The sequence below is a fragment of the Moorena sp. SIOASIH genome (assembly GCF_010671925.1).
Lineage (GTDB): Bacteria > Cyanobacteriota > Cyanobacteriia > Cyanobacteriales > Coleofasciculaceae > Moorena.
This window is the reverse complement of record NZ_JAAHIH010000002.1, coordinates 1,017,437-1,034,027: the sequence shown is the minus strand read 5'-3', so window position 1 is coordinate 1,034,027 and position 16,591 is coordinate 1,017,437. Positions and strand designations below refer to the sequence as shown.

Annotated in this window: 15 protein-coding genes; 10 read left to right on the top strand and 5 right to left on the bottom strand. The window is 43.5% G+C overall.

Annotation, left to right across the window (positions count from 1 at the left end; translation table 11 throughout):
* Positions 1-179 precede the first annotated feature (179 nt).
* The gene (locus F6J90_RS12185; protein WP_293093416.1) at positions 180-4,436 is read right to left on the bottom strand and encodes a tetratricopeptide repeat protein; all 4,257 of its coding nucleotides are present in this window, start codon (positions 4,434-4,436) and stop codon (positions 180-182) included.
* Between the two features lie 190 nt (positions 4,437-4,626).
* Between F6J90_RS12185 and F6J90_RS12180 the strand changes: the two genes are divergently transcribed.
* The 5 genes from F6J90_RS12180 (at position 4,627) to F6J90_RS12160 (ending at position 8,226) form a co-directional block, all read left to right on the top strand.
* Positions 4,627-5,058 (top strand): helix-turn-helix domain-containing protein, encoded by a 432-nt coding sequence (locus F6J90_RS12180; protein ID WP_293093414.1) that lies wholly within the window; start codon positions 4,627-4,629, stop codon positions 5,056-5,058.
* Positions 5,059-5,069: 11 nt separating this feature from the next.
* Positions 5,070-5,255 carry a hypothetical protein gene (locus F6J90_RS12175; RefSeq protein ID WP_293093412.1) on the top strand — a complete coding sequence of 62 codons (186 nt, stop codon included), beginning with the start codon at positions 5,070-5,072 and terminating at the stop codon, positions 5,253-5,255.
* A gap of 149 nt (positions 5,256-5,404) precedes the next feature.
* Positions 5,405-6,307, top strand: coding sequence for an Rpn family recombination-promoting nuclease/putative transposase (locus tag F6J90_RS12170; protein ID WP_293093410.1), 903 nt, complete (start codon positions 5,405-5,407; stop codon positions 6,305-6,307).
* 74 nt (positions 6,308-6,381) lie between these two features.
* Positions 6,382-6,666, top strand: a complete 285-nt coding sequence (locus F6J90_RS12165; protein WP_293093408.1) for a hypothetical protein — start codon at positions 6,382-6,384, stop codon at positions 6,664-6,666.
* Positions 6,667-6,720: 54 nt separating this feature from the next.
* Positions 6,721-8,226, top strand: coding sequence for an NAD(P)/FAD-dependent oxidoreductase (locus tag F6J90_RS12160; protein ID WP_293093406.1), 1,506 nt, complete (start codon positions 6,721-6,723; stop codon positions 8,224-8,226).
* 38 nt (positions 8,227-8,264) lie between these two features.
* Here the strand turns inward: F6J90_RS12160 and larE are convergent, their stop codons facing one another.
* Both larE and F6J90_RS12150 read right to left on the bottom strand, forming a co-directional pair.
* Positions 8,265-9,092, bottom strand: a complete 828-nt coding sequence (gene larE, locus F6J90_RS12155) for an ATP-dependent sacrificial sulfur transferase LarE (RefSeq protein WP_293093404.1) — start codon at positions 9,090-9,092, stop codon at positions 8,265-8,267.
* A 181-nt stretch (positions 9,093-9,273) separates the two neighbouring features.
* The gene (locus tag F6J90_RS12150) at positions 9,274-10,047 is read right to left on the bottom strand and encodes an ABC transporter permease (protein ID WP_293093402.1); all 774 of its coding nucleotides are present in this window, start codon (positions 10,045-10,047) and stop codon (positions 9,274-9,276) included.
* Positions 10,048-10,447: 400 nt separating this feature from the next.
* Here F6J90_RS12150 and F6J90_RS12145 point away from each other — a divergent pair, with 400 nt between their 5' ends.
* Positions 10,448-10,696 (top strand): hypothetical protein, encoded by a 249-nt coding sequence (locus F6J90_RS12145; protein ID WP_293093400.1) that lies wholly within the window; start codon positions 10,448-10,450, stop codon positions 10,694-10,696.
* 383 nt (positions 10,697-11,079) lie between these two features.
* Complete coding sequence (locus F6J90_RS12140) at positions 11,080-11,286, top strand: hypothetical protein (protein WP_293093398.1); 207 nt, start codon at positions 11,080-11,082, stop codon at positions 11,284-11,286.
* Here F6J90_RS12140 and F6J90_RS12135 read toward each other — a convergent pair.
* Together F6J90_RS12135 and clpS are read right to left on the bottom strand one after the other, a co-directional pair.
* Positions 11,245-12,015, bottom strand: a complete 771-nt coding sequence (locus F6J90_RS12135) for a type II CAAX endopeptidase family protein (protein ID WP_293093396.1) — start codon at positions 12,013-12,015, stop codon at positions 11,245-11,247. The two genes, F6J90_RS12140 and F6J90_RS12135, sit on opposite strands and share 42 nt — an antisense overlap.
* 105 nt (positions 12,016-12,120) lie before the next feature.
* A complete protein-coding gene (gene clpS, locus F6J90_RS12130) occupies positions 12,121-12,402 on the bottom strand; it encodes an ATP-dependent Clp protease adapter ClpS (RefSeq protein ID WP_293093394.1) in 282 nt (93 codons plus the stop codon).
* Between the two features lie 124 nt (positions 12,403-12,526).
* On the opposite strand from clpS, the gene F6J90_RS12125 reads away from it, so the two are divergent.
* The 3 genes from F6J90_RS12125 (at position 12,527) to iscB (ending at position 16,518) form a co-directional block, all read left to right on the top strand.
* On the top strand, positions 12,527-13,429 hold the full coding sequence (locus F6J90_RS12125; protein WP_293093392.1) for an alpha/beta fold hydrolase: 903 nt from the start codon (positions 12,527-12,529) through the stop codon (positions 13,427-13,429).
* A gap of 614 nt (positions 13,430-14,043) precedes the next feature.
* A complete protein-coding gene (locus tag F6J90_RS12120; RefSeq protein ID WP_293093390.1) occupies positions 14,044-14,973 on the top strand; it encodes an NF038130 family PEP-CTERM protein in 930 nt (309 codons plus the stop codon).
* A gap of 237 nt (positions 14,974-15,210) precedes the next feature.
* A complete protein-coding gene (iscB, locus tag F6J90_RS12115; RefSeq protein ID WP_293093388.1) occupies positions 15,211-16,518 on the top strand; it encodes an RNA-guided endonuclease IscB in 1,308 nt (435 codons plus the stop codon).
* Positions 16,519-16,591 lie beyond the last annotated feature (73 nt).

Below are 16,591 nucleotides of genomic sequence, written 5' to 3'. Positions count from 1 at the left end.
ATTTTTTAGTTTTTAATTGGTGATAACTGCTATAGGGTTTTTATTTGATATGTAAACCTAGGAAAGTTTTTTTAAAAAAAAACTCCATATTTATTTACCCTCTAGCATGCATGCCTCTTGCCTTTTGCCTTTCCTGGCAATAAGTGTGTTTACAACCCAGATAAAAACCCTATATCTAACTAGGGATAAGCAAAGTAAAAACTCTCTGAACTATGATTCAACATAATCGAGCGCAACTTTGAAGCAATTTCATCCCGTAGGGGAGCAGCTTCGGCTTGAGTCAGCCAAGTAAATAGTTTCTCCACAGCTTGAGGAGACGGATCAATTTTGAGTGCCTCTTGGAGTAAACGAAACGCACCAGCAAGATTCCCAGCCTTTAGGGGAATTACCATATGGTTTAGACAATAATTAAAGTAATGGTTACGAGCTTTGGCTGTAATTGCGGCACAATGCTCAGCAGGAAGATAGCTCTCGGAAATTTCAATCCCCTGGCGGATAGACGTTGCTTGAGCTCCAGATAATATCAGTTCAGTGGTCATATTATTATCATGCTCACGGTAACGTGCCAAAATATCGCCTTCATACCACCAATCATAAAAACTAGCAATGCGCTTATAAAGTTCCCAGTCAGGAGTATAAGTGTTCCCCGGATCGTAACACCCCAGATGTTCATGAGTAGAGCGACGAATCACAACTGCACAAGGATTCAAGACATTGGAGGTTCCAATTTTCCACAGCCAATCCTGATGGATACCCGTGTCTTTTCCATACACTTGTTGGGAGAAAACTATCTTTCCTTTCTCATTGATATTTTCATAACCCGTAAATGCTGCTCCCACAGAATCACTACATGTTTCTAGACTCTTCTTCAACCGGGAATAAAAACCTGGAAGAACATATTCATCCTCAGGAAGCACATGAATCCACTGACCGCGACTGAGAGCAATACCAAGATTAAAATTGCGTCGGGCACCGATATTTTCTGGATTGCGGTAGTAGCGAACTACCCCTCCCCCAATCGAATTCACCAAATCGTATAGAGGAGGTGTACTGGCATTATCCATAACCAAAATTTCCATCTCCTCCTCTCCCTGCCATTGAGCCAACACACTCGCCAGACATTCCAGAAGATAGTCAGTACGGTTATATAAGGGGATAATTACTGTCCAAAAGGGTCGCTTGTCTTCACTGACCGATACGGTCGGAATCCCTGGAAACTGATATCCCCCGATAGTAACTTCTGGTTGTTCTACCTGCGGTGGCGTTAGTGTCTCAGGAGATACTGTAGAACCGTTGTCAGAACCGTTGTCAGGATTTACTACTTTCCCATAACGGGGATTGACTAGCATTAACCCTTGTCGATAAGCAGATGCTGCCTCCTTTAACTGCTTCTGAGTTTGGTAAATCCTGCCTAAGTTAAAGTAGACTTCCCCATAACTAGGATTGAGCTCCAGAACCTTCTGATAAGATGCGATCGCATTTTCAAACTCACCTTGGTCTTGAAGCACCACTCCCAAATTGTAATGAGCGCTTACCAAATCTGACTGCATTGCTATCGCTTGGCGATAGTAAGCCACAGCATTAGTCAAATCCCCTGCTTTTTGCCGGGTAACCCCTAGCTCATGGTTTAACTGTGCGTAGTGTGCTTGTTTTTCTAGGGAAAGCTTCTCTTGAGCGTGGAGTGCATTACCCAAATTCACATCAGCTTCAGTGCAGGTAGGCTCAATCTCCAAAGCTTTTTGATAGGATGCGATCGCATCTTCCCAATTACCTTGTTGTTGCAGAGCATACCCAAGGTTGTTGTAAACCGGTACTAAGTTCGGCTGTATTGTTAAAACTCGTCGGTAACACTCCACCGAGTCAGACAACTGACCTTGACCTTGGCACAAATTACCTAAACTGAACCAACCCTTGACAGAATTTGGCTCCGCTTCCACAGTAGCTCTGAACAACTTCTCGGCACTCTCGTACTGACCTGTTTGCTGTGCCAGCACCCCTAATCCATATAAGGCTTCCGGATGATTAGGCTGTTCTTCCAAAATCTTATAGTAAACCTGTACAGCTTTGTCTAAGCGATTGGCTTGACGATGTTGAACAGCAATTTGTAGTGCTTCAGAAACAGTTTCCATCGCAAATTGTCTTGTTTTATGGACTACATTCAATAGAAAATCTTCCAATGCTCTTACCGGTTTTAAGTCACCATATAACTTATGCTTATTTTCAGCAACTTGATCAGATATGTATTGACGATATTGAGCATCTTGACCCAAGCGTACCGCAATTTTCACATAATCCTCTTTACTCGAAGCAATTGTCTCTTCCAGACCCATCATTTTTAGAATTGCCATCGTATGCCGACCACGCATCAAATCTCCTGGCAATGTCACAATCGGAATATTATGGGCAATAGATTCCAAACTAGAGTTACATCCAGACCAACCAATGCTATCCAAGAATACATCCGCTATGGCTGAGGTTCCAGCAAACCTCCTGTTATTCATGAACGGTAAAAATATGCAGTAGTCTTTATAATCAAGTCCAAATTCATGAAAAGCATCCCTTAAACGCTGGGTAAATATCTCAGTAACATGGTCACTTTTGACATATTTAATAAATCCAAACTTACACCGTTCTAACTGCTTAGCAATTCTAGGAAAAACATCATCATAGTCAGGTAAGTACTTATATAAAGATTGGCAGCACCAGAACATAATCTCATCATCATCTAAGCCTATGTCCTTTTTAGCGATCGCTTCCGGTGTAATCTCCAAAGGCTTGTAATGGATAGAGAGATTCGGTAATCTGACTAACGTCTCAGTGTAATGCTCTTGAGCATTTTCTGCTTCCATTAAATCACTACTCAAGTAATAGTCAATCGTCGGCATCCCACTAGTATCCGGATGTCCCCAAGATGTCATTTGAATCGGAGCAAGTCTTAAACAACCCAACTTAACTGTGGTTGGGGACATCCCGAATTCCGGAAAAATAAGGATGTGTAATTTATCTTCCGTAATTACCTCACACCATTGTTCGATAGTCAAAGAACCTTGAACAAATTTAACAAATGATTTCGCCGCTCTTGCTGTTTCCTTATCCTGTTTTAACCCTGTGTGATAACCAAATAGTTCAAAATTATGCCTATCCAGATTTTCTACCCAGCCCTTAATCGGTATTTTCCAATTAGAATGATCCCAAAAGAATTCCGAAATAACCCCGATTCGGACTTTTTGATTAGGCGCTAAATTTGGTAGAGGAATTTCCTGGCTCCACTGGGGATAGCACTTCGACATGATCTGGCAAATCATTGCTCCATAAATTTTCTGTAACTCTCGGTTATTTAACCCTTGATAGGCCAGATAAAAAGGCTGAAACGCTCCCACCGCCTTAGCAGCACTTACCAGTTCCCTTGGACTTAGCCCTGTATCGCTCTCTGTATAGCTATCCGCTAATTTTTGGAGACTAGCTTGGTAATTCTTTCGCCTTACCTTGATTTCATCAAGACTTGAATAAATGATCGGAATCTGACACACACACATGGCCAGTTTAGCTTCAGCCAAGTTAGGGTTAATACTTAATGCTTGCTGGTAAGACTGTAGCGCTTCCTCTAGCTTGCACTGTTCGTGGAGTGTATTTCCTAAATTGTTATAAGCCTCAGCAAAGTCAGGTTTCAGCCTAATCGCTTCCTGATAGGACTGTACCGCTTCCTCTAACTTGCCCTGTTTTTGGACTATTGTTCCCAAATTGTTATGAGCGTCAGCATAGTCAGGTTTAAGCCTGATTGCTTCTTGGTAAGACTCTCTTGCAGCATCCAACTTTTCCTGTTTTTGGAATAGAGCTCCCAAATTGTTATGAGCCTGAAAACAATCAGGTTTAATCCTAATTGCTTCCTGGTAGGACTCTCGTGCAGCATCTAACTTGCCCTGTACCTGGAGTACATTTCCCAAATTACTATAAGCCAGAGCATAGTCAGGTTTAACCCTAATCGCTTCTTGGTAGCACTGTACCGCTTCCGCTAACTTACCCTGATGATGAAACAAATTTCCTAAATTGTTATGAGCCAGAGCATAGTCAGGTTTAAGCCTAATCGCTTCTTGGTAAGACTGTACCGCTTTCTCTAACTCTCCTTTTGCCCATAGGACATTTCCCAAATTGTTATGAACTTCAACCAAGTCAGGTTTTAGGGTTAAGGCTTGTTGGTACAACCCTACCGCTTCCTCTAACTTGTTTTTTGCCTCAAGTATACTTCCCAGATTAGCAATTGCTATCAGGTTATAGGGCTTCGATAAAAGCTTTTCCTCACCCTGATTATCCCCCTGAATCTGTAGTACCTGTCTGTAGATAGATTCAGCCTCATCTAATTTACCTAATTGATGATTTTGAGCAGCTGTATTGATTAGAGATTCAAGGTTTGATTCTAACAATTGGTTGGTAGTCATATAGCGGTTTACAGGGCAGAGCTAGGTGGCTGTAATACTAAATCCGGTTTGATTAGATATCAATCATGAAAAATTATTTCACCCTAGTTGTCCGGTCAGTTTGGCAAAACTTTACATAACTTCACATTAAGGCATCCAAAAATAAATTTTTGCTATACTAGTTTTATAGGAATAGTTAGGGAATCCGAACATGAACCACTGCGTTGGTACTACCGAAGCCGCATCTCTATTAGGTATTTCTTCTCGACGATTGCGCCAACTCCTGGAGAAGGGTCGGGTCAGGGGTGCCTATAAAAGCGGCAAATTCTGGATTATTCCTCTTTTCAAGGACCTACCACAAATCACCAAAGGTACCCGTGGACCAAAGGGCAAATGGCGCACCAGTCGTCCTCCCGCTCTAGCCACGATTAATGTCAACCGCAATCGGATTGGCACTAACAATGGTAAACCTGCCGAAGACCGTCAGCCAGTGATTTCGGTAAAACGAAGCGGCAACAATCTATACGGCAACCAGATCGAAATCCTTGGTCCATGTCGGATTGTCTATCAGCCCGATCATCCACTGCGTTGTGGTGCTCGTCTATGGATCGAAACCTTCAGTGATGTTCATTTCATTTCTTGATGCAATAGCGAGTGGGGGAAACCACGGCAGTTGCTGGGGGAACGGCAGTCGCTCATGGGGGAAACCACGGCAGTCGCTCATGGGGGAGACCCCCAAGACCGCGCTGCCTCCCCAAGACCGCGCTGCCTCCCCAAGACCGCACTGCCTCCCCAAGACCGCGCTGCATCGCTGGTGGTAGTTTTCCGGCTAGTGCCTAATCCTAAGGGCATTGCTGATTCTGGCTATGGTTTTCCCAATTCTGGGGGTAACAAAACTTTCAAAGTCCCTCAGAATTCGAGGAGCAACGGGGGCTTTAATAAAACTAGATTATCGCGCATTTATTCCTTAATTCAGGAACGCCAAAACTATGAGATTTATCAGCCCAAAAATAGATTATGTCTTCAAAAAAATATTTGGTTCCAAAGAAAGTAAAAACATATTAATTAGTTTCCTCAATGCCATTATTTACAATGGCGAACCAATCATTCAATCTTTAACCATTATTAATCCCTATAATCCCGGTCAAGTGTTGACGTTAAAAGACACTTATTTGGATGTAAAAGCAGTGTTAGCGGATGGAGAAATTGTCCTAATTGAAATGCAAGTCTCATCCATGACTGGTTTTAGCAAACGGGTACTTTATAATATGGTGAAAGGATATGTTAATCAGTTAAAAACAGCAGAGGACTATATTCGTCTTAAACCTGTTATAGCTGTCACAATTACGGATTTTATTTTGTTTTACGAAACTCAGCAAATTATTAATCAATTTGTGTTTCAAGAAAAAACAGAAAAGTTTGAATGTCTGGAAGAGGAATTGCAGTTAATATTTATAGAATTACCGAAATTCCATAAAAGACTCTCAGAATTAGAAACTTTAGCCGATAAATGGATTTATTTCATCAAAGAAGCTTCTAGCCTCGATAATATTCCTCCTTCTTTAGGAGAAGTATCAGAGATAGAATCAGCGTTAAATCTTGCTAATCAAGCTGGTATGACACCAGAAGAATTAGAAATTGCCGATCGCCGTGCTATGGCATTACAAGATGAAAGAGGAAAACTAACTTATGCTGAAGAAATAGGCAAAGAAATAGGAAGAAAAAAAGAAGCGATCGCCTTAATCATTCGTCAACTGAAAAAGCGTTTCGGGGAAATTGATACAAAAACCATTAGTAAAATAGAAAATTTAACAATTGAAGAGTTAGAAAATTTGGGAGAAGACTCCTTAGATTTCAATAACATAACTGATTTAGAAAATTGGCTTAACTAGCATTCAGCGATGCAGTCGCTCATGGGGGAAACCCCATGAGCGACTGCATCCCGGATATAGCGTTTATAGGACTCATGAGGTACACATTATTTTTTACCTCTTCCCTCTTCCCTGCTCCCTGCTCCCGTCTTGATGCAGCGCGGTCATGGGGTAAACCACGGCAGTCGCTCATGGGGGGAACCCCCTTTGGCGGCGCTGCCTCCCCAAGACCGCGCTGCCTCCCCAAGACCGCGCTGCATCGCTGCTCCCTGTTCCCTGTTCCCTGTTCCCTAAAAAAGCTAATTTTGTACTTAATTAAGTACCCAATTGCTATAGTTGTTAAGGTAATAGGATTGCCCGAACAGCAGCAGCGAAGCTGATCGCAAAAACGATTAGCCCGAAGGGCTACGCTACGCGATCGCAAAAATATAATTATGATCGACACTTATGATATTGTTGTGGTTGGTGCTGGTCCAGTGGGATTAGCCACTGCCATTGGCTTACAGCAGCGAGGTATATCTAATTTTATAGTCCTTGATCAAACTCGTGCCTTTCGTCGAGTTGGTCAGGTTATCGATCTTCTGCCCAATGGATTAAAAGCGCTTAACCACATAGCCCCTTCTGCTTACGAAGCCGTTAAAAACACGGATCTGGAGTTTTTGGAGAAAGCCCAAGCCAATCAAAATACCGAAACAACCATCAGCAAACAAAAACTACCCAAGACTTCTCCTCAATGGGTTATCAAAAATTTTAAGGGAGAGCAAATTCACTCAATTCCTCTTAGCTATGAGGATTGGTTCAAGGATTATGAAGAGGGTCGAGTCTCAATTTCTTGGTACGATTTACAGACCACTCTCAGACAGCAACTTCCCGTTGAACAGGTTAAAGCGAATCATCGTTGTATTAATGTAGTGGATGAAGGAAACACCGCATATGTTCGGCTAGATTTTGTTTCTGATGCAGCCATAGAAGCAAATCCCTATGCTCATTGGTCAAACAGACAAAACGATCAGGATACAGTCTCCTTCAATTCAGAGCATAGTGGCCAACAATTTAAAAAAAAATCAATCCGAGCTAGGCTAGTTGTTGCTGCAGATGGTATCAACTCTACTATTCGTCAGATTGTTTATAAGGATAGTCCCTACAGTGGTTTAGCACGACCTGACTATTCCGGTTTTGCCGCCCTATTCTGTATGAAAATCACGGATATTCCTCCAGAGCTAAGCACAGAGCTTGAAAACAAATTTTTTCAGCAGGAACGGATTCTCACCATCACTAATGATCAAATCTCAGAGGATTCGGCTTCTATGGAATCCCCACGGATGCTCCTATTTCGCCGTCCCAATGCTCAGTTTGGGTATTTGATCCATCTTCCTTTAAACCAGGAAGAGTTGACAGAAAAATCTGGAAGTGCCTTGATTGCTTTAGCATTGCGAGAGTTGGAAAACGCTAATTTTCCCAAAGCTCTCACACAATTAGTGGCTTTATCTCCTCCTGTCAAAATCAAATCCCGTCCCTATTACATTCACCGTGCAGAAACTCTATCTCCCTGGAGTTCAGGTAGAGTTGTCTTAGTGGGTGATGCCGCCCATGGGATGCCTCCTTTCATGGCTCAAGGGGCTAATCAAGGATTGGAAGATGCTCTGGTTGTAGCTACCATGATCGCTAATATTGTACAGAAAAATAATCTTGATAATATCCAAGCAATCGCCAATGCTTGCCTTAACTACGAATCTCTTCGTCGTCCCTTAATGGAGAAGATTCAACAAGCAACATTGACCGGAATTCCCTACAGTAACAAACAAGCATGGCATGACTACCAACAATTGGTATATTGTCGTAATTTTGACCAACTTCTGGAGCAATGTAACCATTCAGCCGTCAGCCATCAGCCTTGGCCTAAGGCCACGCTACCCGAATGGCTGATAGCTGATAGCTGATACGCGACACGCTGATAGCTTACAAAAAGCCAAACTTATTAAGCTTTCATCCTAATCACATCCTGACTCAAAACTTGATTTAATTTGCCACTGCGATATCCTTCTAAATCCAGGGTCACATAGACAAAACCCAACTCCTGAAACTCTGCCACTAACTTCGGTAAATCTGTTGTTACCACAAATTCCTTAATCTCTTCCGGTAGTAACTCAATCCGTGCGGTATCTCCTTCTGAACGAACCCTCAAATTGGAGAAACCTAACTTCCGTAAATAGATCTCTGCTCGTCCTACCCGTTGTAACTTAGCTACTGTAATCATTTCCCCATAGGGAAAGCGAGAACTCAGACAAGGTTGGGCAGGTTTATCCCACCAGGGCAGTCCTAATTGTTTCGACAGTTGGCGCACTTCCGCCTTAGTTACCCCCACTTCAGCTAAAGGCGATCGCGCACCTCGTTCCTTGGCCGCCTGAATCCCTGGACGATAGTCCCTTAAATCATCCCCATTCACCCCATCTACTACATAAGGATAGCCTCGTTCCAGGGCTAGAGGTTTGAGAGTGTCGTGGAGTTCACTTTTGCAAAAATAACAGCGATTGACCGGGTTAGAAGTATAATTGGGATTATCCATCTCATGGGTTTGGATAACCTCATGGGTAATGCCAATGGTAGCGGCTTGGATGCGAGCGTCTTCTAATTCTTCTGGTAATAGTGAGGGGGATTCAGCAGTGACGGCTATTACGCGATCGCTTAAAACATCGTAAGCAATTTTAGCAACTAGCGTGCTATCAACTCCCCCAGAATAGGCAATCAAAGCCCGTTCCATCCCAGCAAATATAGTTTTTAATTGCTTGAGTTTCTGCTCTAGCATGGTTTTGATAAATAATTTTCCCTATTTGTAGCATTCTCCCAATCTACTATGATGCCCCATTTCTCATCATTAGACTTCGCGATAGTTGTTGGGAACAGGGAACAGGGAACAGGGAACAGGGAACAGGGAACAGGGAAAAAAATTATGCTGAGGGCTGATAGCTGATAGGTCTTGGCATAACTCAGAATTCCCGTTGCCAGAAGATTAGGATAGCGATCGCTAACAGTAGCACGATGTACAGTAATCCATAAATTCCATTTAAAAACAGTTCTGGAAACGGGGGTAAGACACCATACACGGCATCATTCTTTAAATTGAGCCGTGATAAATCCGGGATAACCAAGTATAGGGTTTCAGTCATCCGCTCAATGCCAGGATTCTCGCTCAACTTGCTTAACTCCACTAAATCACGGCTCAAGTGTCCCATCATATAAACCCCAAAGGTCAGTAAGGTTGCTAGCAGTGAACTAGTAAAGACACCAAACATTAGCGCTACTGCTGTGATTAGAGACAGTTCTAGAAATTGGTAAAGCACGGAAACCAGGATGCTAACCACAGGGTATTCAATACTAGAGGCACGTAACCCCAGCAGATAAATGGCGGTCATAGCCACAACCAGCACAGCCAATACACCCGATAACCCTAAGTGTTTGCCAATGATAAATTCAGCGCGGTTTAGAGGCTTGGGAATTAAGACTAAGACAGTACGCTTTTCGATTTCCTTGTTAATCAACCCCGTACCAACAAATACTGACACGATTACACCCAGGATACCCATCGCCGCTAGACCCAAATCCAGAAAAATTTTCTCTTCTGTGGTTGCTGCTACCTCCGGTAACAGCCTCAGGGCTATGCCTAGAGCTAGGGCAAAAAAGCCGATCAGATATAAAACGCGATCGCGTATCACTTCCCGAAAACCATTAGCTGCGATCGCCCAAATTCTTGCCAAACTCACCCGCTATCTCCTATGCTCGGAATTCTTTTGCTTCCATCATAGGGGAGGTACACAAGGCAAGGGATTTTTGCTATACCAAAGGGAACAGGGAACAGGGAACAGGGAACAGGGAACAGGGAGTAGGGAAAAGGGAACAAAAATTCTCACAATTCCTACACGGATTGGTATATAAGGTTAAGTAGTGAATATAGCGAAGTTGACACTCCCCGCTTTAAAAAGACGGGGATTCTTAGATCTACGACCGGCCTTAAACCTTTCGCCGTAGGCGACGCTTCGCGAACGTATCCTTGCGGCAATACCTAAACCAAAATCCCGTCAAGACTAAGATTTTAGTTCAGTTTACAAAAGACCCAGCGGGCTAGTCTCCTTAAGCGTTCGGTTAGTTTTTGAGAAGTGCCTTATGAAGTCCGTTGCTTCCCTGTTTCACCTGGTTTCGGCGTGCCCCGCCGTACCGTTTTTTTTCTCAAAATGTGATCTTGCTGGGTTCACACACCAATTGTTAGTTGATGTAGTGGTGTTTAAGGAGGATTTTCCCTACCCTCCGGGCATTTCTTCTTTAAGGTCAAGCAGTGGCGGGTCTCTGACCCGGTTGCGCCAAGGCCAAAGGCCACGCTACGCGAACGGATTTGCAGCCTGTACCCATATCTAAATAATACTCTAGCGCGCATGTATTGTCAACCTTTTTTTTGCAAAATTGTGCCTAGGCGACTAAAGTCGCAGCGAGCCTACATCCGGTGGTTTAAAAACGCGGGGTTTTGGCTTGTGGGAATTTCCATAAAACTATTCCGGACGAGGCATTTATGATTTTTGTACTTGATCACTGCGCCGTTGAAGGGATTTCAGGAGTTGCCAAATACCGCCCAGAATTCGCTTAGGTGCGCTCTTACTATTAATAATTAAATTCGCCACGGGTCGCAGCTCTTACTATTTAGACTTTTAAACTATCATCAAGTTAGACTCTAAATAGCAATCATTAATAATTACTAATCACCAATTATAGCGCTTTTAATACTAATGAGGTACACATAATTTTTGCCCTGCTACCTCTTCTCTATTCCCTATTCCCTATTCCCTATTCCCTATTCCCTATTCCCTATTCCCTATTCCCTATTCCCTATTCCCTGCTCCCTGCTCCCTGTTCCCTGTTCCCTAAAACCAGAAACTCTGTACCTCACCAAATTGAAAACCGCTATATCACTAATCACTGTAATAATTGCGCTTCATCCACCAAGCCACTAAAGCTAGAAATAGCAATCCCATTATCCCAGCAGTAGGATCGCGATTAATTCCAGTAATCCAGGGAGCAACCTTGCCTGAATAGAGTACTAATTGCCCAACATCAATAATATAATAACCCCAAACTAAGCCAGCATGGAAACCAATAGATAAACCTAGCCGTCCCTGAGTGGATCGCTTTGCCCAAATCAGGATTAACCCTAGCAGCAATAAACTTGGAAATCTCGGTAAGCTGCGAATCATCTCAGGAATTGGTTTAAGGAAATGCAGCAGCGCAAATGCGATCGCACCAATCCACTGTGATGTCCTAAAACTATAATCCCGTTGCAACTCATCAAGCAACCAACCCCGAAACACCAATTCTTCAGCGAAGCCTATGGCCAAAGCACTGATTAATCCCTCTACAATCAGCCGTGACCATGGCAGTGGAGGGGTTTGGAATGCTAGCCAACCCAGCCACCCTTGTAATCCAAACAGACTAAGAGTCATTAACAGACCTAGACCTAGTCCTCTGATTAACTCAAGAGCGTTTTGCGCTGTTAGCTGCAAACCATATTTTTTTAACAGTCCTGGTTGGCGATAGACCTTTCTTCCCCAAACTCGGACTAAGTACAGAAATACCCCGAACATTAGCCCCATAGTCAGGATTGTCACTGAGTTTGGGTCTCTACCAATTAAGTATATTGGTGCTGCTATGGGTAACCAAAGCGACAGCAAAGCCAGTATAAACATCCCCAACCTGAATGGTGCTGGGTATAGGGATAATCTAGCCAGCCTGGGTGTAAAACGTTTTATAATTTCAACATTTGGAAAGGGAAGAATTTCTCCTATTGCCCCTTATTCTTCAGGTTCAATTGTACTAGTCAGACCCCGGTTCTTCAGGGTTTCGCAATAAAACTCAGCATGCTCTTGAGCACAGGTAATCACCAATGCCAGCCCTGATGTATGGGCTTCCATCATAATGTTGACTGCTTGAGGTTGAGTCAGACTCGCCACAGTTTCCATCAAGGTTTTCACCACATACTCCATAGAGTTGAAGTCATCATTATGGAGCAATACGCGATAGCGAGGCGCGTGTTTACGAACTGTTGAACGCTTCTCAATGGTTTCGACTGACAAAGCTTGTCCCTCTCTGTTTTATATGTTTACACAAACTCTCCATTATATACTGCCATTAGTCTAACATCAGACATCTGGCAGGGAGCGCTATGATCAAAAAGTTAACATTACTTAATAGTTTACCGTGACTACCCAGGTAAGTGCTACCCCTTCTCATACTCCCATCCCTGGAACTTACTGGCAGTGGCGGGGGGAATCTATATATTATGTACAGGCTGGACAGAAGCCATCAGGATACCCACCCTTACTGTTAATTCACGGATTTGGGGCATCTACAGACCACTGGCGCAAAAACATTGCTCAATTGAGTCAGGATTTTGAAGTTTGGGCGATTGACTTGTTGGGGTTTGGACGTTCCGCTAAACCAAATGGGGAGTACAGTGGCAATTTGTGGCGAGACCAGTTGCATGATTTTATTACAGAGGTGATTGGTCAACCAGTAGTCTTAGCTGGAAACTCCTTGGGGGGTTATGCAGCTTTGTGTGTCGCTGCACAGCGTCCTAGCTCCGCCGTAGGTTTAGTATTGCTCAATAGTGCTGGACCGTTTAGTGATACTCAATCTGTCACTAAGGTCAATCCTGTTAAAAAAGTTCTCAATCAGGTAACCAAATCAATTTTTCTACAACCTTGGGCAAGTTTCCTCTTATTCCAGTACCTACGGCGACCGTCAATCATTCGCAAAACCCTCCAAAAGGTTTATGTTGACCAGAGTGCGGTAACGGAACAGTTAGTAGACGAGATTTATCGCCCGTCTTGTGATCCTGGTGCGGCTCAGGTATTTGCCTCCGTTTTCAAGTCACCCCAAGGGGAAAAAGTCGATGTGTTGTTGGAACAGATGACTTGTCCATTATTGATGCTATGGGGAGAAGGGGATCCTTGGATCAAGAGCAGAGAACGGGGAGCAAAGTTTAGGGAATATTATCCTCAGTTAACCGAATATTATCTACAGGCAGGACACTGTCCCCATGATGAGATACCAGAACAGGTGAATAATCTGATCAGGTCTTGGGTAATGGGTAATCGGTAATGGGTAATCGGTAATCGCTACAACGAATGAAAATTTATTGCCCTATTCAGAAGTCAGGAACTGACGCACTCAGGATTATTTGACACTCCCCGCCCTATAAGAGCGGGGATTCTTAGTTCTACGACACGCCTTAAAATTAGTTATCCTGAAAGGCAATACTTAAGCCAAATACCCGTTTGAAAACGCGCATATCGAGCCTAACTTAACTAACCCCAGTGGGCTTATCTCCCTAAGCGTTGGGTCTCCCCCGTTCCCGTGTGCCCCACGGTACGTTTATGTTTTAAGTTGCTATTTTACTGGTTTCGGTATCCGTTAAGATCCATGCGTTTTAGCGAGGTTTTTCGCTCCTCGTGTACTAGTATCGCTTTACGTCGTTGTTTTTAAATTGGCAGTACCGACGAATCCTGCCTGTACTAGGCTACATGTTCATTATATCAAATTCGTGCTTATTGCCGTCGAACGAAGGACGGGGCTTGAAACCCAAAATTTTTGGTCAAAGATTAACATAACTTAAACCCCATCAAAAACGCGATCGCTAACATCCAACTCTGATACTAAAAAAAAGACACCAAGTGCTGCCAGCAACCTCAACAAACTCAAAGGGAGACATGTCAATGAAAAGCACAGTAATGAAAATGTGGCTCGGTGCCTCAATTCTTGCCGGTATCAGTGGGATCGCCACTACCCCAGCTGTTGCTGGAAGCCTCACCGGAGCGACCCTAATCGGTGATGACTACTACAAGATTGCATCTGACGGTACGGAGACCTATATAGATCAAAATGCTATTTTGTCAACTATCTTGCAAGGTGACGCTAGTGACCCTGGTGGAAACGTAGAGCTATTTGCCAGCAGTGAAACCCTGACCAACAGCCAATTTGATAACTATACCGATGTCACTAGCCTAACAGGTCAAATTGGTGGTAAGGACATCACCTTGAGCAGTCTGACATTAGCTGACTGGAAGAGTGATCTTGATAGTGACGGCATCACCTTAGGTCAGGAGTGGGTCAGTGATGCCTTAACTGCACACGGTCTCGGATCTTATGCTAGCAGCAATTTCATAGTTAATCAATTCTATACACTATTTAGCGATAATGGAGGATTGCAACGATTTAGCGATCCCAATATTTCCTACGTCAACCAAAACGCAACAGGCCACATTAGCATTGGGCTAGCAGGTCACCTTGATGCTCGAGATGCGTTCGAAGATACGTTTGATAAGTTGGAACAGATGATTGCTCTATTATCGCCTGGTTTTCAACTACCACTACCACCTAGTATAAGGGCTAGTGAAATTGTCAAGGTTGAATACAATGGGAAAACTGAATACCTTTACGGTTTCACTCCCACAGCATCTGGGTTGGTCAGCCGAGAAGATGGTATATCTCACAACGCCACCTACCAAGTGGCCTTCCTTGGCGCTCCTCCAGGACCGTCTTCATCGGACCCACAACCTGTGCCTGAATCATCTACTGTGCTTGGTCTAATCGCTTTGGGTGGTTTGTTTACTGCTGGAGGTAAACTGCGAAAATCTAACTCCTAGTCTAAGCCTTGGTGATTCCCGGTGAATTCCGGAATTACCAACTAGGATGCAGACTGAGGATTAATTTCCTACGTTGCTATGGTCACGATACCTAGGGGTGAACTCCAGCCCCTAGCTCTATCGCTAGCCATTAAGACAAAGGCAAACGTGTGGTTAGCCTAACAAGCCATGGCAACATTGTCGTTCGCGTAGCGGGACGAAGTCCGGAAAACATTACCAATTTTGAGGCATTTAACGATGCAAAATTACGTATTTGTCATAGACACAAACAAACAACCATTAAACCCGATCTCCCCAAAGAAAGCTCGCAGACTACTAGATAAAGGGAAAGCAGCTGTTTTTCGGATGTACCCTTTTGCCATTATTTTAAAAACTGCGATCGAGAATCCTGTTGTTACTAGCTGTCAACTAAAAATCGACCCTGGTAGTAAGGTGACTGGATTCGCCTTAGTCCAAAACAATCAGGTCATTTGGGGAATGGAATTAGAGCACAGAGGAGGATTAATCAAGAAAAAACTAGAGTCTAGAAGGGCTGTAAGACACCGAAGGCGTAACCGCAACACCCGCTACAGAAAACCCAGATTCCTTAACCGTAGACGAAAAGAAGGCTGGCTTGCCCCTAGCTTAGAGCACAGGGTTTTGACTATTGAAACTTGGGTGAAACGATTAATTAAATTTTGCCCGGTCAATGAGGTTTGGGTCGAAAGAGTTAAGTTTGATACCCAAAAAATGCAGAACCCTGAAATCAATGGTGTTGAGTACCAGCAAGGCGAGCTAGCTGGATATGAGGTTAGAGAGTACTTACTAGAGAAATGGGGAAGGGAATGCACTTACTGCGGTAAACAATCCGTACCATTGCAAATCGAACACATTCACCCAAAGTCATTTGGTGGAAGTGATTCGGCAAAGCCGACGCTACGCGAACGTGTAAGTAATCTTTGTTTGGCTTGCGAAAAATGTAATCAGCGCAAAGGGAATAAGCCTATAGAAAAATTCCTAAAAAAGAAGCCAAGCCTACTGCAAAAAATCAAAACCAAAGCCAAACAACCACTGAAGGATGCGGCGGCAGTAAATGCAACTCGGAACAAATTATTAAAAGTGCTCTACAATATTAAGTCCGTAATTACTGGAACAGGAGCACAAACCAAATACAACCGGACTAAGTTGGGTTTTCCCAAAGAGCATTGGATTGATGCCGCCTGTGTCGGGGATATTGAGACCTTGGTCTTGAGAACCTCTCAGCCACTGTTAGTCACTTGCAAGGGACCCGGAGGCAGACAAAAAGCAGCACTTAACAAGTACGGTTACCCGATCAGGCACAACCCATTAAAACCGATTAAAGGCTGGGTTACTGGAGATATAGCCAAGCATCAAAAGCTAGGAATAGGCAAAGTAACTCCTAGAAGTAAAGGAAGCTTTGGATTTACCCCGTTAGGAATGAAAGGCTACAAAAGTTGTAAACCTCAAGATATATCGGCAATACATCGAAAAGATGGATACATTTACAGCTTTTGCAAGTACCTACCGGAATTTGCCAGGGAATAGTTGTCCTAGACGTTCCTGTTAAAGGAAACAGTGAACAATTTTATTGAGAGGGGCGCACAACCAACCGTGCGCC